At 35.9% G+C, this 16,122-nt stretch carries 13 protein-coding genes; 2 read left to right on the plus strand and 11 right to left on the minus strand.

All coding sequences use genetic code 11. The annotated features are described in order from the left end of the window. Positions 1–103: 103 nt before the first annotated feature. Positions 104–721: an outer membrane beta-barrel protein gene (locus GJJ64_RS08510; RefSeq protein ID WP_154287379.1), complete on the plus strand. Its 618-nt coding sequence runs from the start codon at positions 104–106 to the stop codon at positions 719–721. 33 nt (positions 722–754) lie between these two features. On the opposite strand, the gene GJJ64_RS08515 is transcribed toward GJJ64_RS08510, so the two are convergent. Continuing rightward, the gene (locus GJJ64_RS08515) at positions 755–1,528 is read right to left on the minus strand and encodes a TVP38/TMEM64 family protein (protein ID WP_154287380.1); all 774 of its coding nucleotides are present in this window, start codon (positions 1,526–1,528) and stop codon (positions 755–757) included. 42 nt (positions 1,529–1,570) lie between these two features. On the opposite strand from GJJ64_RS08515, the gene GJJ64_RS08520 reads away from it, so the two are divergent. Continuing rightward, positions 1,571–2,455 carry an aldo/keto reductase gene (locus tag GJJ64_RS08520; protein WP_154287381.1) on the plus strand — a complete coding sequence of 295 codons (885 nt, stop codon included), beginning with the start codon at positions 1,571–1,573 and terminating at the stop codon, positions 2,453–2,455. A 68-nt stretch (positions 2,456–2,523) separates the two neighbouring features. On the opposite strand, the gene GJJ64_RS08525 is transcribed toward GJJ64_RS08520, so the two are convergent. From GJJ64_RS08525 to dcd, 10 genes are all read right to left on the minus strand, one after another. Next, positions 2,524–3,471 carry a hypothetical protein gene (locus GJJ64_RS08525; protein WP_154287382.1) on the minus strand — a complete coding sequence of 316 codons (948 nt, stop codon included), beginning with the start codon at positions 3,469–3,471 and terminating at the stop codon, positions 2,524–2,526. Positions 3,472–3,555: 84 nt separating this feature from the next. Then, positions 3,556–4,740 carry a M20 metallopeptidase family protein gene (locus GJJ64_RS08530; protein ID WP_154287383.1) on the minus strand — a complete coding sequence of 395 codons (1,185 nt, stop codon included), beginning with the start codon at positions 4,738–4,740 and terminating at the stop codon, positions 3,556–3,558. A gap of 2 nt (positions 4,741–4,742) precedes the next feature. Beyond that, positions 4,743–5,153, minus strand: coding sequence for an SPOR domain-containing protein (locus tag GJJ64_RS08535; protein WP_154287384.1), 411 nt, complete (start codon positions 5,151–5,153; stop codon positions 4,743–4,745). Further along, positions 5,153–8,464: a preprotein translocase subunit SecA gene (gene secA / locus GJJ64_RS08540; protein WP_154287385.1), complete on the minus strand. Its 3,312-nt coding sequence runs from the start codon at positions 8,462–8,464 to the stop codon at positions 5,153–5,155. The genes GJJ64_RS08535 and secA overlap by 1 nt, the downstream gene beginning before the upstream one ends. A gap of 155 nt (positions 8,465–8,619) precedes the next feature. Then, the gene (locus tag GJJ64_RS08545; RefSeq protein ID WP_154287386.1) at positions 8,620–9,585 is read right to left on the minus strand and encodes a bile acid:sodium symporter family protein; all 966 of its coding nucleotides are present in this window, start codon (positions 9,583–9,585) and stop codon (positions 8,620–8,622) included. 706 nt (positions 9,586–10,291) lie between these two features. Continuing rightward, entirely contained in the window at positions 10,292–10,678 is a 387-nt protein-coding gene (locus GJJ64_RS08550; protein WP_154287387.1) for a RidA family protein, read from the minus strand. A gap of 172 nt (positions 10,679–10,850) precedes the next feature. Further along, complete coding sequence (locus tag GJJ64_RS08555) at positions 10,851–11,726, minus strand: SDR family oxidoreductase (protein ID WP_154287388.1); 876 nt, start codon at positions 11,724–11,726, stop codon at positions 10,851–10,853. Between the two features lie 260 nt (positions 11,727–11,986). After that, entirely contained in the window at positions 11,987–12,754 is a 768-nt protein-coding gene (locus GJJ64_RS08560) for an enoyl-CoA hydratase/isomerase family protein (protein WP_154287389.1), read from the minus strand. A 3-nt stretch (positions 12,755–12,757) separates the two neighbouring features. Further along, positions 12,758–15,463, minus strand: a complete 2,706-nt coding sequence (locus GJJ64_RS08565) for a TonB-dependent receptor (protein WP_154287390.1) — start codon at positions 15,461–15,463, stop codon at positions 12,758–12,760. A gap of 76 nt (positions 15,464–15,539) precedes the next feature. Beyond that, positions 15,540–16,076, minus strand: a complete 537-nt coding sequence (gene dcd / locus GJJ64_RS08570; protein ID WP_154287391.1) for a dCTP deaminase — start codon at positions 16,074–16,076, stop codon at positions 15,540–15,542. Positions 16,077–16,122: the final 46 nt, after the last annotated feature.

Genomic DNA, 16,122 nt, shown 5'->3' on the forward strand with positions numbered 1-16,122 from the left:
TAAAGCTAACGAACAAGCGTGAAAAATATTTTTGCATTATAGATTTTTAGACTAATTTTGACTAACAGTCGAAAGACAAAAAGTATAATTTAAATATAAAGACATGAAAAAATTAATTTTATCAATTGCAGTATTAGCAGGACTAGGTGTTTCTGCACAAGCACAAACAGAAAAAGGAAAAATTATTCTTGGTGGTTCAGTAGCTTACCAATCAGAAAAATCTGATGCAAACGGTGCTAATGCTGCTGAAAGTTTCAACATTATTCCTAGTGTTGGTTATTTTGTAGCAGACAACATTGCTATTGGTACAGGTATAGGTTATAACTACAGCAATGTAGGTGCTGCAAGCGCTACCGGACAAAGAGAAGAGTTTTTAGTTAGTCCTTTTGGTAGATATTACACTGCTTTAGGAGAAAAATTCAAATTCTTTGGTCAGTTACAAGTGCCTTTGGCTTTCGGTAATGTAAAAGCTACTGACGCTAGTGGTGATGCAGGCTCAAAAACTGGCACTTCAACTTCTATCGGTGTAGCATTATCTCCAGGTTTTGCTTATTTCCCAACTAAGAAAATCGGTATTGAGTTTGCCCTTAACGGGATATCTTACAATAATTACCGTGTAGAGGATGCTAATGGTAATGAATTAAAAGGTGCTGGCAGCGATTCTTTTGCAATTGGCACAAACTTCTTTGCACCTAGAATTGGAATTCAGTTCCATTTCTAAGCAATATAGCTGGTTGGATAGCTAGAAAGCGTACTATATAGTACGCTTTTTTGTTTTCCTTTTATCCATGTAAATATAAACACCTAAACCTAGAAGACTTACGATAGATGCTACAATTAAACCCGGTTTTAATTGATCTATAGACTGCCCAAACACTGCAACCAATATCAATAAAGGAGAACTGCCTAAAAGTGTAGCTATGATAAAACGTTTGTACGTCATCTCAACAAAACCACCTACAAAGCTAATAGCATCATTAGATAAAAAAGGTGATGCTCTGAAAACGATAACCGTCCACAAACCATAGGCTTTAAAAAAAGACTCTATTTTTTGTAATGCTTTTTCACCAATCAGTTTTTCTACACCAACATCGCCTAAGTAATCGCCAACGCAATAACCAACAGATGCAGAGCAAAATATCCCTACTATGGTAATAAATGAGCCCAACCAAGGACCATAGGCTAAAACAGCTATCACCATGATTATAACACTGGGGATAACCATTAAAAAAAGCTGTAAAACCATTGCTGCAATTAAAACTATTGGCCCCCATAAACCAAAGGTTGATACCCAATTACGGATACGCTCGGTATCATCGCTGGTAAGCACTGCATACGCCTGTTCTATGAAGCTTTTTACTTCAGGGATAAAGAAGTAACTCATGACCACTAGAACTATCACAAAACCAGAAAAAATAAGTGGAAAGAATGAAGTTTTCTGTTCTTTTTCTCTCATACTCTTAAAAGCTATACTTAATTTCATCAAACATCTTCTTCTAGTGCTAAAATAAAGCCAGATTTGTTTCATTTCAGGTTTTTAAATCCGATAATTGTATTATAATTCTCGAACATGGAAAAAGTATATTTAAGCGATGCAGGACCAAAAGTTTCACCTGCTATCTACGGTTTTTACAGATGGAATAACGACGCAGAGAACACCGCTGCTAATATGGAAAGAATAGTAAATCTGTGTTTAGAACTCGGCATTAACTCTTTTGACCATGCAGATGTTTATGGCAACTACCAATGCGAAGAATTATTTGGTGAAGTAATGCGCAAAAAGTCTTTCAAAAGAGAAGATATTGTGTTGTTTACTAAATGCGGCATCAGGTTACCTCATGCTAGTCAACCAGATGTTAGAATTAAACATTTTGATACTTCTGGCAAACATATTATTCAATCTGTAGATAATTCTTTAAGAAAATTAAATACAGATTATATTGATATTTTTCTTTTAGACCATTTAGACCCCATTAGTAATTTAGAAGAAACAGCAAGTACTTTGCTGAAACTAAAATTATCTGGAAAGGTTAAAAATATTGGTATCACCAATTTCTCGGTATTTCAGCATCAGCTTTTAGCGTCTTATTTAAATACGCCGATTGTTACCAACCACATAGAGCTTAATTTACTAAACACAGCTGCTTTAGATAGCGGACAAATAGATTATATTAAGCAACGTTATATGCGCCCGCTAGCATCGGCACCTTTGGCTGATGGCAGAATTGCAACCGGAACAGATATTTTAGCGGTAAACGTAAGAGAAAAATTACAAGAAATTGCGAATAAATACCATGTTGATATAGAATCTATGGCGGTAGCTTGGTTAATTAAACTAGGCGCTTTACCATTAATAGGAACTAGAAACGAGCAAAGAATAAGGAATATTGTAAATGCTTTTAGTATTGATTTAGATAGTCAAGATTGGCATGAGCTTTATGCCGCTTCTAAATAATAAAGTTTTATAAAAGTAAAGAGGCGAAATTTTACAATTTTGCCTCTTTTTTATACCGTTTAAGATAACTACTCTGGTTTATAATCTTTATGCAAAACTAAAAAGCTGGCTCTTTCCTGCTTCTTAAAAGGAATATCCCAATTACCTTGATAGCTGATTTTGGTTGGCAATAATTCTTCGTTGAAATAACCCAGCTCTATATTCATTTGCACATCAAACTCAAAAGCCAAATTGTCTAGTTTCATATCAATATATCTACCCAAAATCTGGAAGTTACGCTTATCAAATATGGTAGTTAGCTCTTTAATCATAATACCATCTTTTGTCCAGTTAGATAAATCTGGTTTCATGGTTACTTTAAAGCGGTATACCGGAATAGAATCTAAATATGTCCCAGATGAAAAACGATAATCATAGTACTGACGCATATTGGCTGTAAATATTTCTGTTTTACCAGATATTAAAGGCACACCTCTTACAGGTCTTCCAGGCGTAAAAATCAAAGTTTTCAATTTATCTTTATAAGATTCATTACTTCCTCCTTTACCACCAGGGCCGCCAGCGCTGTTGGGTACAAAATCAGAATTATAAGCATTCATGAAAATGTAATCAAACATCTCTACTGTATAAAGCTGATATTTTCCGTTTTTCTTAAAAAGTTTACCAGTATCTTTCTTTTCCAGATACTGCATATTATGCCCTTTTTGGTCGTTAGAATGTTTAATTTTTCTGTAAATACTACCTTCTACCTTATCCTGCTTATCATAAGTATAAACCCTATTTTCGGCAATAAAAGCATACTTTTTCATGTTCCTGAAAGCTTCGTAAAAGCTAGTGTCTGTAACAATGGCTTGTATGAAATCATCTTCACTTAAACCAGCCTTGGCCGTTTTAATCACAACATCATTATCTACCACTACGGTTAAAACAGTATCAGGATTAAAACGAGGAATTGCCTGAGCAAATACCGCATTTACTAAGAACAAGCAAAGGATAAGGAGATTAAATCTTTTCATGATTTATCATAATTGGGCTAAGTAATTATAAGAACTACTCTTTTGTATAATTATAAATGCCAGATTTAGTTTCTGGCATTTTCACTAATTTCCTAACTGTTTTAGGGTTAAGTAAGCCATTAAACCTGTGCTTAACTCTAGCGATTTTTCATCAATATCAAAAGTTGGAGTATGTACAGATGATGTAATGTTACGCTCTTTATTACCGGTTCCTAATCTGTAAAAGCAAGCATCGGTTACTTGAGAGAAATAAGCAAAATCTTCTGCGGCCATCCAGATATCTAAATCTATCACATTCTCTTTTCCCATATAATCAATAGCAAAACTCTTTACATTGGCAGTTAAAGCTTCTTCATTGATTAAAAATGGATAACCTTTTTCTATTCTAAAATCGCAGCTTCCACCCATACCTTCGGCGATAGACTCGGCCATTTTTTTCATTTTTTGATGCGCTTCTGCTCTCCAATCTTCATTCAAGGTTCTAAAAGTTCCTTCTAAATAAACTTCATTGGGGATAACATTGGTTGCACCATTGGCAATTACTTTCCCAAAAGATAATACAGATGGTAAGCGAGGATCGGCATTTCTACTTACAATCTGTTGTAGAGCTGTAATCATATGCGCCATAATCACCACAGGATCTATATTTTGCTGGGGTTGTGCGCCATGGCCGCCTTTACCTTTTACAGTTACGTATAATTCATCTGTAGAGGCCATATATTTACCTGGGCGAATACCAATTTTACCAGCCTCTATCAAAGGCATTACATGCTGACCTAATACAGCCGATGGTTTAGGGTTTTCTAAAACACCTTCTTTAATCATGAGGTTTGCACCCCCGGGTAATCTTTCCTCTGCCGGTTGAAATATCAATTTGATAGTTCCGCCAAATTCACTCTTTAAATCGTTCAGGATTTTTGCTGTCCCTAATAAAGAAGAAGTGTGTACATCATGCCCACAAGCATGCATTACACCTGGTTTGGTAGATTTATAAGGTACATCATTAGCTTCTTCAATAGGAAGCGCATCCATATCTGCTCTTAAGGCGATAACTTTATCTGATGGCTTTTCGCCTTTAATAATACCTACAACACCTGTATTTGCCATTTTTTCAAATGGTATTTGCATGGCTTTTAGCTGCTCTTGAACAAAAGCAGAAGTTTCATACTCTTCAAAAGAAAGTTCTGGATGAGCATGCAGATGTCTTCTGTTAGCAATTACATCCTCGTGAATTTCCTTTGCGGCTAACTTAATTTTCTCAATCAGCATTTTTAATTAGATGGATTTATACGTTCGTTAAAAATAAAAAGGGTAGGAAATACAGGTCTTAGCTCTGTTAGCATTTTTTGTGCTTCCATTCTGGTTCTAAAATCGCCGATTTTTACCCGGTAATTTGGTTGAGTATATGAAATATAGGTGTTGTATTCTGGATATAAACTTTTAAAACGAGCTTGCTCATTATAAGCATCGTTACGGTTGGTACCAAAGAAAATTTGTACGCGATAGCCATAAACAACAATAGGAGTACCATCTTTGGTAACTCCTTTGTTTAATGCTATTCTTCTGGCTATCAAACTATCAATTAAAGGGTCTTTAACTTCTTTAACCGTACCTTTTTGTGAAAAAGCTAAAGTTCCTGAGAAGCAAAATCCTAAAACTAATATGTATCTAATAATTTTCATTATGCTGATAAACCGTGGCAATTTTTATATTTTTTTCCGCTTCCGCATGGACAAGGGTCATTTCTACCTATCTTGTCTTCATGACGAACTATGGGTTGTGTTCTTTGCAATTCGCGGGTATCATCTACCGGTACGCCATTGCTTTCTCTTGCTAACTCTGGTTTAGAAACCTTCATCTGCCTCATATCTGTTTGAGGCGCTTGTCTTGCTTCTTGAACTGGTGCTGCATGACCATCATTAGTTGGAATAATACCTTTAAACAAGAAGCTTACCACTTCTTTATTTACACCTGCAAGCATCCCCTTAAATAAATTGAAGGCTTCCATTTTGTAAACCACTAATGGATCTTTTTGCTCATAAACAGCATTTTGTACAGACTGTTTTAAGTCGTCCATTTCGCGAAGGTGCTCTTTCCAAGTATCATCAATTAAAGCTAAAACAACATTTTTCTCAAATGCTTTTACAACTTCTTTACCCTGCGTTTCTACAGATTTTTTTAACGGAGCTGCAACCTGTATACCATGTGTACCATCAGTAAAAGGCACAATAATATTTTCAATAGATTGGCCTCTGGTATCTAAAACCTCTTTTAAAACTGGGTAAGCTTGCTGTGCAATAGCATCTGATTTGCGCTTGTAAGCTTCTGTTGCTTCTTCAAAAATAATATCAGAAAGCTTGTTGATATTAGAGCCAGTAAACTGTTCATGTGTGATAGCAGTATCAATAGCAAAAATTCTAATCAGCTCTAACTTAAAGCCTTCGTAATTATTAGCGTCTTTATACTCAGTAACAATATCGTCTATCACATCAACAACCATGTTTTCGATGTCTAAATCTAAACGCTCCCCAAATAAGGCATTTTTACGTTTGGTATAAATTACAGTACGTTGCGAGTTCATCACATCATCATACTCTAACAACCTTTTACGTATACCAAAGTTGTTTTCTTCTACTTTTTTCTGTGCTCTTTCTATAGAACTGGTAATCATAGAATGTTGGATAACTTCGCCATCCTCTATACCCATTTTCACCATTAAATTGGCAATACGCTCTGAACCAAATAAACGCATTAAATTATCTTCTAAAGACACAAAGAACTGCGAAGAACCTGGGTCTCCTTGACGGCCAGAACGACCTCTCAACTGTCTATCAACCCTTCTAGATTCGTGTCTTTCTGTACCAACAATAGCTAAACCACCAGCTTCTTTAACGCCTGGGCCTAATTTAATATCGGTACCACGACCAGCCATGTTTGTTGCAATGGTTACTGTACCTGCCTTACCAGCTTCTGCAACAATATCAGCTTCTTTTTGGTGTAGTTTAGCATTTAATACGTTGTGCTTAATACCTCTTAACTTCAGCATACGGCTTAATAATTCTGATATCTCTACGGAAGTAGTACCTACCAGAACCGGGCGACCAGCTTTTGTTAATTCTACAATTTCTTCTGCAACAGCATTGTATTTCTCACGCATGGTACGATATATTTTATCTTGCATATCCTGACGTGATATTGGTCTGTGTGTTGGAATCTCCACCACATCCAATTTATAAATTTGCCATAACTCACCTGCTTCTGTAACGGCAGTACCCGTCATACCGGCAAGTTTATGATACATTCTAAAGTAATTTTGAAGCGTAATGGTTGCATAAGTTTGCGTTGCATCCTCAATCTTCACATTTTCTTTCGCTTCTATAGCTTGGTGTAAACCGTCTGAGTAACGACGGCCATCCATGATACGGCCTGTTTGCTCATCAACGATTTTAACTTTTCCTTCATCAATGATATACTCGGTATCTTTTTCAAATAGCGTATAGGCTTTCAATAATTGATTTACAGAGTGTATACGTTCTGATTTGATAGAGTAATCTCTGATTAATTCATCTTTCTTATTGGCCTTTTCTTCGTTACTGATGGTAGATTTTTCGATATCAGCTATTTCTGTACCTACATCTGGTAAGACAAAGAAATGAGGGTCTTCGCCCGATGCTGTAATTAACTCGATACCTTTTTCTGTAAGCTCTACCTGATTATTTTTTTCATCAATGATAAAATAAAGTTCAGCATCTGCTTTATGCATCTCTTTATTTTGATCTTGCATGTAATAATTCTCTGCTTTGGTTAATACCTGACGCATGCCAGGCTCGCTCAAGAATTTTATAAGTGCTTTATTTTTTGGTAAACCCCTATAAGCTCTTAACAATGCTAAACCGCCTTCTTCTACACCTGTTTTACCTTCGTTAATTTGCTTTTTTGCTTCGTTTAAAACATTGGTGATAAAGTTTCTTTGGGTATTTACCAAGCGCTCTATACGTGGTTTTAACTCGTAAAATTCGTGTTGGTCTCCACGTGGGATAGGACCAGAAATAATTAAAGGTGTACGGGCATCATCAATAAGAACAGAGTCCACCTCATCCACAATAGCAAAGTGTAATTTACCTTGCACCAATTCTTCTGGTGTACGTGTCATATTGTCACGCAGGTAATCAAAACCAAACTCGTTATTGGTTCCGTAAACTACATCAGCTTGGTAAGCTTTTCTTCTATCAGCCGAGTTTGGATAATGTTTATCGATACAATCAACAGATAAACCATGGAACTCGAAAAGAGGTCCGTTCCACTCAGAGTCACGACGAGCTAAGTAATCATTCACTGTTACCACATGGATACCCATGCCTGATAAAGCGTTAAGATAAATAGGCAAGGTACCTACCAAAGTTTTACCTTCACCTGTTGCCATTTCGGCAATTTTACCTTGATGTAATACGATACCACCTATCAACTGTACATCGTAATGAATCATGTTCCATTTTACTTCTGTACCAGCTGCTATCCAACTGTTATGATGAATGGCTTTATCTCCATTGATAACAACATTAGCTTTTTTTGCAGCCAATTCTCTATCAAAAGGTGTGGCAGTAACTTCTAAAGTTTCATGCTCTGTAAAACGTTTTGCGGTTTCTTTTACAACAGCAAAAGCTTCTGGCAAAATCTCTAATAAAGTAGCTTCTAGCTTCTTGTTACGCTCTTTCTCTAAACGGTCAACTTCATCGTAATACGCTGTTTTTTCGTGTAAAGGAAGCTCAGGATTTTGCTCAACGTTGTTTTTAATTTCTGTGATTTTCTCATTGATTTCTGCAAGACTCTCTTGAATTCTTTGTTTAAATTCTAAGGTTTTTGCTCTTAATTCATCATGAGAAATATGTGCAAGTTTTTGAAATTCTTCGTTTATCTTATCTACGATAGGTCTCAGGCTTTTAACATCGCGTTCTGATTTGCTACCGAATAGCTTACTTATAAAATTTAACATTCTGTGTTTGTGTTTGAAAACTCAATAAAATCAACAATTGAGCCATTGGCCAATATAAGCCAATTTGACATTTGATGAACGGTAAAATTAAGATTTTATTTAAGAGTTTGGAATATAAAGTGCTGTGTAAAACGTAAAATTATCACGAATAAATATCAGGTTAACCTATTAGCTAATTTACCAGCTACATAACTGATAACTACGAGCTGAAAAGCATGAAAAATCATTAATGGAAGCAGCAAAACACCGATAGTTGGCATCCCGCTAAATAATATTTTGGAAAAAACGGTGCCGTGTACCAATGATTTTTTTGTTCCGCAAAATTGTGCTGTGATATTATCTTCTATATTAAATTTCAGGTATTTGGCTAAATATCCTACCAAATAATACATACTGTAAAATAGTAAAACGGTTAAACCGGATAGTTGTATTAAATCTCTTAGAGATATTTCTGCGAATAAGCCATCGGCAAAAGACTGCGCAAAACTTTTGTAAATGATGATGAGGATGACTGTTTTATCAAAAAGTGTTAGCTGCTTGCTGTATTGTACTGCAAATTTACCCCAATAACGCTGTAAAAGTATTCCCGCTAATACAGGCAAAATAATTTCTACTATCAGCTGTAAATAAACTGCTCCTAAATTGAAATCTCCAGATGTTTGTTGTAAAAACATACCCATCCATAAAGGCGTGATGGCTATACCTATAATTCCGGAAATACTTGCATTGAAGATAGCCGCTGGCAAGTTACCTTTTGCCATGCTTACCATCACTACTGATGAGGAAACTGTAGAAGGTAAGGCAGCAAGAAAAAGCATTGATAGCCATAATACTTCCTGTTTAGTGGCAACAGCTAAAGGATAAAATGGCAAAACCAATAGTGGGAATAACAAAAAAGTAGATACTTGAATAAGAACATGAAGTTTCCAGTTTTTTAGCCCAGCTATTAATTTATCGGCACTAAGTTTTAAGCCATAAAAAAAGAAAATTAAGGATACACCTATAGATGAAATAGCTGCTAAAGGTATTTTACTTTCTTTAACGCCCCATTGTGGCAAAAAATAAGCAATGATGATGGCTATGAATACAGCTATAACAAACTTATCTATTTTAATCTTCATTGAAACGAAGATAATGATTTATTGATGAGCTGCTTGCTTGAGATGATGAAGCTTTAGTTCCTTTTGGTCCCGCAAAAGGAACGAGCCTCGCCGGCGATAGAGGCGAATAATTATTGTTTAAAGATATTATGATAGGCTATTGTGCTCAATGCTTTCCAACCCTAGCCGGGTTGCAGCTTCTTTCTTTTCCTTGATGAAAAGAAACAAAAACGAGGAACGAGTTCATGAATGCCTAAGAAAAACTATAAACAAAAAATGAATAAATCAAGGCTGATGAATATTTGTTGTTCCGTCTAAATAAATCTTTATCCACAATCCTGAGTGGTGTGAATGGTTTTGCTTGATGATTGCTTCTACAACACCCGTCGGATTGTTTTCCGATACTGCTTAATGAAAATTTATGCAGAAGATTTATTTGCCTAAACTTCCAAATCTTCATAGGCCATCCTCGTTCTTCGGAAAAGCATATTTAATTTTCAAAGGAACTTTCTAAATATCCACTCTTTAGGCATCTTTATACTTTGTAATCTGTACTTTATACTTAAAAGGCAGTCTCCCTAAATATCCGTTTTTTAGGTTCTTTCTACTTTGTACTCAGTACTTTCTACTTTATACCTTCTACTTTGTACTATTAAACCCAAAAGGCAGTTCTAAAAATAACCACCTTTCAGGTTCTTTTTACTTTGTACTTTTAACTCTTCAAAAATTATCCTAAAATAGCCGTAACTTCTATTTCAATTAGGATTTCTGGATCAATCAGTTTTGATACCTCTACCATAGTGGTTACAGGTTTAATATCTTTAAAATACTCTCCATGTGCTTTTGCAGCTTCTTCCCATTGAGAAATATCTGTTAAAAACATACGGGTACGTACTACATTTTCTAAAGAAGCATCAGCATCTTCTAAAACGCCTTTTAGTTTTTCTAAAATAGCTTTTGTTTGTCCGTATAAAGTGGTGATAGCATTTCCATCTGCATCTTTAGCCATGGTTGTACCTGCAATTTCTATGGTGTTACCCACTTTTACTGCTCTGCAATAACCAATAATATCTTCCCAAGGAGAACCTGTAGTAAAATTTTGTCTGTTTGTCATTTTATGTGTTTAAGTTTTTTTGCAATGTATTTGAAAAATAAACTGGATTGCAGCGGATACCGGCTTTGTGGCTAAGGCCTGAAGCAGTATAAGCGTAAAGCCAGACTATCCGCAAATAAAGGCGAAGAACCTGGCTTTACAAAATTTATTTCATTTTAGTATAGTAGCTAAATTAGCTGCCCTTGGTATTTCTAATCATGGCTTCTAAGGCGTCCCACATTTCGGGGCTTATCATTTCTAAGCCATTGAACTGACCGGCACCTTGTAACCATTCGCCGCCATCTATGGTGATGATTTCTCCGTTGATATAGTTAGAAAAATCTGATAGTAAATAGGCTGCTAAGTTTGCGAGTTCTTGATGTTCGCCAACTCTTTTTAAGGGAACCCGGTTTTTAAAATCAAATTTTTGAGCCATGTCTCCAGGTAATAGTCTTTCCCAAGCGCCTTTTGTTGGAAACGGACCAGGTGCTATGGCATTACATCTGATTTGATAGCGACCCCACTCTGCGGCCAAAGATTTTGTCATGGCTAAAACACCGCCTTTAGCGCATGCCGATGGTACTACATAACCAGAGCCTGTAAAAGCGTATGTGGTAACGATATTGAGGATACTTGCTGCTTGTTTTTCTTTTATCCAATGTTTGCCAAAGGCCAAAGTGCAGTTTACAGTGCCTTTTAAAACGATATCTATTATGGTTGAAAATGCGTTGGCAGATAAGCGTTCTGTTGGTGATATAAAATTGCCTGCAGCATTGTTTAACAAACCATCTACTTGACCAAACGCTGCCAAACTTGCCGCTAAAACCTCATCTACTTGCCCGGCATTTCTTACATCGCAAGCTAGCGGTAAAACTTTTCCGCCTGTTTTAGCTTCAAGCTCCAGAGCGGTTTTTTGCAGTACTTCTAACTTACGAGAGGTAATAACTACTTGCGCACCTAACTCTAATAAATAAGTGCTCATGGCTTTACCTAAACCGGTTCCGCCGCCTGTTACAACGAAAGTTTTTCCTTGTAAGGCATTGTCTCTTAACATGGGTTGGTTGTACATAATATTAGTTGGTTAGTCCCGATAGCTATCGGGAGTTAGTTGGTTAGTTGGTTGGTCCCGATAGCTATCGGGAGTTAGTTCATTGGTTTGTGATTAGTTCATTAGTCATTGGTTCATTGGTGTGATTAGTCTGAAACTGGCTAAGAAATCTTATTACTTTCTACTTTTCACTTTCAACTTTATACTCCATACTTTCTACTTACTAATGACTCCATACTAATGACTCTATACTAATGACTAATGACTCCACACTAATGACACTACTTACTTCCCCCCTTAAGGTTTTCTATAATTGTTTTAAGGATTGACCTTGTTGATGGTGCCCACCATTGTTTTAACATGGTATCTAGCGTAGAAGTTTGGTCTGCCGATACTTTTTCTATCAATTCTTTACGCAAATTTAGTTTTGATTGCTGCCATGTGGTAGCATCGTACTGTAAGTAGCTTTGTATTTTCTTTTGTGCATGGCTCATTAAGCTACTGATGTCTGAAGTAGCATCTAGCAAACCTATTTGTTTAGCTTCCTCAACAGAGAAAAGTTTACCTTCTAACAGGCTTTGATAGGCTTTTGCTTGCCCCAGCCAAAAAGCATAAAGGTGGAAAATACTATCGGGTACTATAATTCCAACAGGCACTTCATTTAAACCGATGATATATTTACCTTCTGCCATGACTCTATAATCACAACAAAGGGCCATAACACAGCCACCGGCTGGGCTATGCCCACTGATAGCTGCTACTAAAGGCTTTTTAAATAGGGTTAAGGTTTTAACTAAGTCTAGAAAATCAACCCAGAAGTTTTTGATTTGATTTTCATCATAATCATAAAGCTCTATTAAGTCTAAACCTGCTGTAAAGAAGCCCTCTTTACCTGTTAATATAGCACCTAAAATTTGATCGTCTTGTTCTATATTTTTGATGAGGCTTCTTAATTCTTTTACCAACTCGGCATTCATAGCATTAGACTTTCCTCTGTTCAATGCTATGATAGCCACCTTCTCTCTTATGGTTACGCTTAATGTATTCATATCCTAATTTACTTTATATCTGATAACTTTTCTGCCTAAACGCCCATAAATATCTAAACCTTCAACAACTATGCGGTAGGTTCCGGTACCATCGGCATTAAAATAGTTAACTTTTGCATTTCCTGTAGTATCTGTTATCACGGTAGGATTCCAGTAAATGGTACTTCTAAAATCGGCCATATCTTTTTTTGTTTCTGCCTTATCATAAGCAGGCACATAAAATTGTTTCATAGCGGTGAAGCCTATCGGTTGATAAGCAATTAAGCCTGGCGTGTAAGTATTGGTAGAAGTATAATTACCGCCACCTCTTTTGGTATTGATGACAATAACTCCAGAGCCCCCTCTAGTACCATAAATAGAAGTTAAAGCTCCTGGTTTCATGATTTCTACACTTTCTACATCTTGAGGTGCAATGGTATTTAAGAAATCTGCTTCAACAAAAATTCCGTCTAAGATAATCTGAGCCGGAGGACCTCCCATATTTCTCATGAAATATATTTCGCCATTTTGTATCATCATACCTGCTACTTTTCCTTGTAAGGCAAACTCAAGATTTGGTGCATTTTGTAACTCCTCGGCCGTAATAACCCTATCAGCATTGCCACCTCCATTTAAATTGCTTGAGTTTTGTAGTTTTTCTCTTTTTTCTACCACGCTTATTTCATCCAGCATGATAGAACGAGTGATTAATCCATTTTTTAATAATTCTTCATACTGGCTCTTGCTGTTTTTGATATAAGCCGCCATAGAAGAATTGATATTTGCTGAAAGTTCTGATTTTGCAAAAGGCGTTTGTACGGGGTGCTTACCAAATTCATCCATCACAATCTCAACAAATTTTTTGTCTTTTATAGTCCTAGCTTGCACTACAAACTTGGTACTATCAGGAAACAATAAGCTATCTATCTCAAATTTTCCGGCTTCGTCTGTTTTTGCTTGGATGATGAATGTACCACCAGAAGAACTAAAAACCGTCACATTACCATTAACTACAGGTTTCTTATTATTAGTAACCGTACCTGCTATACTTAACGTTTTTTCGGGTTTAAAGTTTAAGCTTGATAAAGTGTTAGTGATGAGGTTTTGCCAATTAAATCTTCTCCAACCTTGGGTCATCAGTAAAACATCTAAATCTGCTTTTTTCTTATCATCTACCTCATGGAAATAATAGTTTGGATTTTCTATATAGCCTTTAAGGTCTGATTTTAATAATAGTTCTGATAAAATGGTATGTTCTTCTTCTGGTTTAACAGGTACTTTACCCTCATCAATAACAGACATAGATAAAGAACTAACCATGGGATTATTTTCAGCAGTTTTAGCTGTAACGGCTATGTTAACCTTCCCTCTTTTAGTATAAGCTTCTTTATCAGGTTTAACCTCAATATTTAAAAAATCTTTACTATTACTATTAAATATTAAACGTTCTGATAAAGGCTGCATTTGATCGTTAAAAAGCGTTAATTGTATAATTCCTGTTGGAAACTGAGCCTTAGATAAATAAGTTGCAAAACCATTTTTAGAGAGTTTAGCGGCAGCAGTATAAACAATGTTACCAGAAGATTGCGCCAACACGGTAAAGTTTTTACCTAAATGGGCGCTACTGTAAACATCATTGGTTTGTACCCTTAAGAGTAATGAATCTTTACCTCTTTCTAATGCGCTTAAGATAATCCCTTCTGGCTTAACTGCCGGAAGTGGAAATTTCTTCTCTGAGCCATCTGTAAAAGTTACTACTGCTTCATAAGTTAAATTAGCTTCCGGATAAATAGAAAAATACCCCATACCTGCATGTCGGGTTGAAATATTAGCAACTTTTTTTCCGGTATTATCTTGTATATAGCCATTTATAGTCTTTCCCAATCCATCGCTACCTACAGCTTTAAAAGCCACTCTTGATCTTACATTCGTAATCATATCTCCGCCCTCAGGAAAAAACTGAACATCAATTTGGTTACTGGTACTGATGATTGGGATAGACTTATTTACGATAGTGCCTTCAGAAATTTTTAAGGCAGTACTTAACGTTCCTGATTTAATAATTTCTGGTTTATTATTGGTGATGTTGATAATGGCATTACCTTTATCATCAGTATTGGTCTTTCCTTTTTCTGTTTGCCTGCCATCAAGCTCTACAGTATAATTTACCTCTCTGTTAACGTAAGGAAAACCATCAACATTTTTAAAATTGATTTTTGCTACCACCAGCTCTTTACCATCGGCTTTGCTAAACTCATAATTGGTTTGGGTGATTACCTGACTAGAGCGAATATCCCCAACTTTAAAAGTTTGGTTGTAAAAGAAAGCTTCATCAAAATTACGCATCCAATTGGTATAGGCTCTTAGCCTGTAATTTCCTTCTTTTAAAGAATCTGCAAGCTCTATATTTCCCCAACCAAAACCAGCTGTTAAAGGTAAACGAAGCGTTTTTTTAACTTGATTTTTCTGGTTAATTAAATCCACATACATGATTTTGCTTAGCGCTGATGGCCGCATCGTTTGCGCATCAACCACATAGGCTTTAAACCAAATTTGGTCGCCCGTAGCATAATAAGGTTTATCGGTATGTAAATAAATTTTTTCTTGTGTGTGTGATGTATGAAACTTGTTAAAATTATCTATCACTTGCTTCAATTTATCATCCTGGGCTACAAAAGCCACAAAAATTGATGCAATAAAAAGAAGGAAAATAAAGCGAAACTTTCTCATTAGGTTCTTTTAAAATTGTTTTCTAGGTAAGACAAGGAAGCGTTAAGAAAGTTTAGTTTCTTAACGCTTTAGTATGTTAAAAGTTATTTTTCCACATCATACTTTCTACAGGTTTGGTGGTTTTATTATTGTATTTAGCATTGCCTTTGGTATTATACATAGTTTGTATATCACCTTCTACGGCAAAATAAATTAACTGTCCAATAGGCATACCAGCATAAACACGAACGGGCTGTGCTACAGAAATTTCTAGTGTCCAGGTATTACAAAAGCCAACGTCACCTTTACCTGCTGTTGCATGTATATCAATACCCAATCTGCCCGTACTTGATTTTCCCTCTAGAAAAGGTACATGCTGATGCGTTTCTGTATATTCTAACGTTACCCCTAAATACAAAGTATTAGGTTGTAACACGTAACCTTCTTTAGGAATCTCGAAGTGTTCTATTTGGTTATGTTTTTTAGCATCTAGTATCCTATCGGTATAACAAGCCAGATATTTCCCTAAATGAACATCGTAAGAATTAGTACCTAAACATTCTTTTTTAAAGGGCTCTATAATGATGGTGCCCTTCTCAATTTCTTCTAAGATACGTTGGTCTGAAAGAATCATGATTTAATATGGTTTTACTTTGCCTAAAATATGATTTATTTAAAAT

This window comes from Pedobacter puniceum (assembly GCF_009674685.1).
GTDB lineage: Bacteria > Bacteroidota > Bacteroidia > Sphingobacteriales > Sphingobacteriaceae > Pseudopedobacter > Pseudopedobacter puniceum.